General features: G+C 44.4%; 4 protein-coding genes and 1 pseudogene. 3 read left to right on the top strand and 2 right to left on the bottom strand.

Features of this window, described 5'->3' with window-relative positions:
* The 3 genes and pseudogenes from H6S82_RS23515 to H6S82_RS23505 all read left to right on the top strand — a co-directional run.
* On the top strand, nt 1-464 hold a 464-nt coding region (locus H6S82_RS23515; protein WP_347339537.1), incomplete at its 5' end, for a DUF6335 family protein.
* Between the two features lie 127 nt (nt 465-591).
* Nucleotides 592-1008 carry a DUF6335 family protein gene (locus tag H6S82_RS23510; protein ID WP_190465317.1) on the top strand — a complete coding sequence of 139 codons (417 nt, stop codon included), beginning with the start codon at nt 592-594 and terminating at the stop codon, nt 1006-1008.
* A gap of 556 nt (nt 1009-1564) precedes the next feature.
* Nucleotides 1565-1813, top strand: a pseudogene (locus H6S82_RS23505) (DUF1830 domain-containing protein); the annotation flags it as partial.
* A 123-nt stretch (nt 1814-1936) separates the two neighbouring features.
* On the opposite strand, the gene murD reads toward H6S82_RS23505, so the two are convergent.
* A complete protein-coding gene (gene murD, locus H6S82_RS23500; RefSeq protein WP_190465319.1) occupies nt 1937-3328 on the bottom strand; it encodes a UDP-N-acetylmuramoyl-L-alanine--D-glutamate ligase in 1392 nt (463 codons plus the stop codon).
* A 92-nt stretch (nt 3329-3420) separates the two neighbouring features.
* Nucleotides 3421-3693, bottom strand: a 273-nt coding sequence (locus tag H6S82_RS23495) for a hypothetical protein (RefSeq protein WP_191056793.1), incomplete at its 5' end; no start/stop codon positions are given.

Here is a 3693-nt window from a genome sequence, read left to right as displayed (position 1 = left end):
CAATTCATGAATTGACCCTACATTTAGACACTTTGCGTAATTCCTATATAACTAACTCAGCAGATAAAAAAGCTGCCACAAATACAGCCGCTCGGCCTTCTTTGCAGGCTCAGCCGCAGGAGAATATAACCGTGGATACAGATATTCCCAAGGTGCCAGGATGTTTTGGCGCTTACATTTTCATGCAGGTGTTGAGGCTGTATACTTCCACCAGTCCAAAATTATCTGGGGGTGATGTGGATGCTGCTTGGGAACAAGCCGACTCAACAGGTGAGGAAGCTGTTGGTGGAACTGCTGCTACTCCCGATCAGAATATTGTCGATCAATTGGGGGCAGCTGTGGGATTAGAGATAGATGATATGGCTTTTCTGCATACAGTAGAAATTATAGAGGAGCGTGACGATCGCCGTTGGGAATTAGATCCAACTTCTTCGGAAGATTATCAGGAGCGGCATTCGATTTGAGATTTGAGATTTGAGATTTTTTGCGGCTTCCTTGTTCATTCAAAAGAGATAGATCGGTTTCGCTCTAAAGCAAGACATCGATTTTGTTGCCAGAAATTATGCTGGAAAAGCAGATGGAGTGATTCTTATGGCTGACAAAGCAGATAAAAAAGTACTGGATATAAACGACGAACCGATGGTTTTAGATCTGCCGCAGGAAATTACGGAATCCTACGGAACGGGTGTGAAGACAGAACCGGGATACAACATCGGTACGCGAAGATTGCGCGATGAAGAGAAGCTGTATACATCGACTAGCCCGCAACTGAGTGGGGGTGATGTGGATGCGGCTTGGGAACAAGCGAGTATGGTTGGTGAGGAGGCGGTTGGTGGAACGGTTGCTACTCCCGATCGAGATATTGTTGATGAGTTGGGAGCTGCTGTAGGGCTGGAGATGGACGACAGGGCTTTTCTGCGGACTACAGAAATTTTAGATGAGCGCGACGATCGACGCTGGGAGTTAGATCCTTCTTCTTCTGAAGATTATCAGGAACGCAGGGAATAAAAAAAGTAGAAAACTAAGAGTAAGAAGGCAAAAGAAAAGGTGTAATTTCTTTTTTTACTTTTGCCTTTTAAGTTTTGTTTTCTAAAGGCGATCGATATATTTTTTGAGATCAATTCATCGGAGGAGTTTTTCTCAGTATGGCGATCGCGCAGATACCCATCCGGGAGGCACTGGTTAACTTGGGCCTTTTCTTGTCGATTTTACCCCTACTCCTAAAGTATCGTTGGTAGGTTTTGGGATCGGTGTTATTACGGAAAATCGCACCAGCTTAAAGCACCCGAACGCTAGACAGGTTAATATAATTTCCTGCAATGTAGAACTTGTTTGGGTGGAAAGGGAAACAGAGGCGGAGAGCGGGGTAAAAATGAAGCTGGGCTTCAGTTTTGCGATCGCGCTCCGGGCATAATATGCGGGTGCAGGAGAGATTGGTATAACTTATAGTGTCACTTTTTCATGACTTTTGGCGTGGTGACTTAGCTGCGTCTAGTATATAGTAAAACTACGCACATTAACATTCATTAAAAACCGTCATCATCAAAAAAGCAATCTGTTAGTTATGGCTCAAATCCTCGATTCTCTTCCTTCCGATAGCTCCGATCGCATTTTCTGCTGCTATATAAATAGTAGCAGTCAGAACCAAATTGCGCGGATCTCAAATATTCCTAATTGGTATTTTGAGCGGGTTGTTTTTCCAGGGCAACGCCTCTTATTTGAAGCGCCTCCAGATGCTCAGTTAGAAATCCATACAGGCAAGCTCACCAGTGCAATTTTATCAGATAAAATTCCCTGTACGCAGCTGCAAATAAAAGAATTTGCAAGTGAAGCAGTTTAACAAGTAAAAATTAAAAAAGGTAAAAGAAACCCCTTATATTAAATTTGTTTTAAAACTAATGGTTTTTTCTCTTTTACCTTTTGTTAGTTTGGCAAATCAATCAGCAGAATTTCGTTCCTGAAATTCCAGACATAGGTGGCGAAAATCGTCGCCTCGTTGCTCGAAGTTCTGGTACTGATCGAAGCTGGCGCAGGCGGGTGAAAGCAGGACAACTTTGGCTTGATGTTGTTTGGCTAATTCAGCGGCTCTGGGTACGGCGCGTGCCATAGTTTCCACGATTTGATAATGGGAATAACCAATTTCTTCGAGTCGTTTGGCGAAGGCAGGTGCTGCATCACCGATGAGTAAAACTGCGGCGGCTTTTGCTTGAATTTTGTTCATCCAACCTGTATCGTCACCTGCTTTGGCTTCGCCACCAGCGATGAGGATAGCGGGAGCATTTACTGAGTTTAATCCAACTTCAGCAGCGTCATAGTTGGTGGCTTTGCTGTCGTTAATAAAATCAATTCCTTGCCAAGTGCAGATGTGTTCGAGGCGATGGGGAACGCCGGGAAAGTTGGCGATTGCTTGCGCGATCGCATTTTTTTCAATTCCTGCTAATCTCGCAGCCGCAACTGCCATTAATAGGTTTTGCAGATTGTGTTCTCCTACCATTTTTAATGATGAGGTTTCCACTATGCGATCGCCGCGATCGACCACCCAACCATCTTCAATATAAAAACCGCGATCGGCAATTAATTCCGCTTTACCTTTCACACTTGTCCAGTAAGCATTGGCAAAGCGATCGGGTGCATTTTCTCTCAGATACGGATCGTCACCGTTGAATACTTGGAACTGCGATTGATTTAGTAACTTCGCCTTAATATTGAAGTAATTTTCTAAGGTTTTGTGACGACTGAGGTGATCCGGCGTGAAAGTAGTCCAAACGCCAATACGCGGCGCAAGCAAGCGCGATGATTCAATTTGATAGCTGCTAATTTCGGCAATTACCCAATCTGGCGGCGTCTCCGATAGCGCTAATTCGCAAGCAGCATAGCCGATATTACCGCAAGCGGGAGCATTAAATCCAGCCGCTTGAAAGATTGCAGCAATTAAAGCTGTAGTTGTCGTTTTACCGTTTGTACCAGTAATACCAACCCAAGGACAAGTTTGCAAACGACGCCACGCTAGTTCAATTTCGCCAATTGTTTCTATGCCTAATTCTCTGGCGCGAAGTAAGGCGGGAATATCCCAAGGTACGCCGGGACTGACAACAATTAGCTGGGGTAAATCTTCGCCTTCCGGCGTAAAAGAATAACCAAGTTTGACGGTAATTCCATTGTCGGTAAGTTGTTGTTGCTGTTGTTGGAATATTTCGGAGGTGTGGCGCGAAGCCAAGCTTTCCGCGCTGGCAGAATCGCTTAGCGTCACATCCCAACCTTCCCGTTTCAACAGTCTTGCAGCTGCAATTCCCGATCTCCCCAAACCAATGATGTGCGCGTTAGGCATAGTTTAGTGTGTTAACTTTTACCTGATTTTGCCATCTTTATCGTACTCGATCGGGATAAAAAGGTAAAATTTTAAATCTGTTTTTGTCGGTTTTAAAGAATGCGTCTTTCTAAATCGGCAATTCTTTCCTCCAAGCGTGCGATTCCTCTACAGAAAAGGCGGATCGTTTGCAGCAAGCTTATCGCGTAGACGATCGACAAACTTATGAGCGCAAAAACCATTCCTAATGGATTGCCGAATCCCGTACTCGTTATACAGGATATTATCATCACGAACAATACCAATATTAATGATATGGCAGAACTCCAATACGATCGCGCCGATTGTTGTGCCGAGTTGCGGATTAGTTCTAATTCCTTCATTCC

Source organism: Planktothrix sp. FACHB-1355, assembly GCF_014748295.1.
Taxonomy (GTDB): Bacteria; Cyanobacteriota; Cyanobacteriia; order Cyanobacteriales; family Aerosakkonemataceae; genus Aerosakkonema; species Aerosakkonema funiforme_A.
This window is presented reverse-complemented; position numbering and strand designations above follow the sequence as displayed.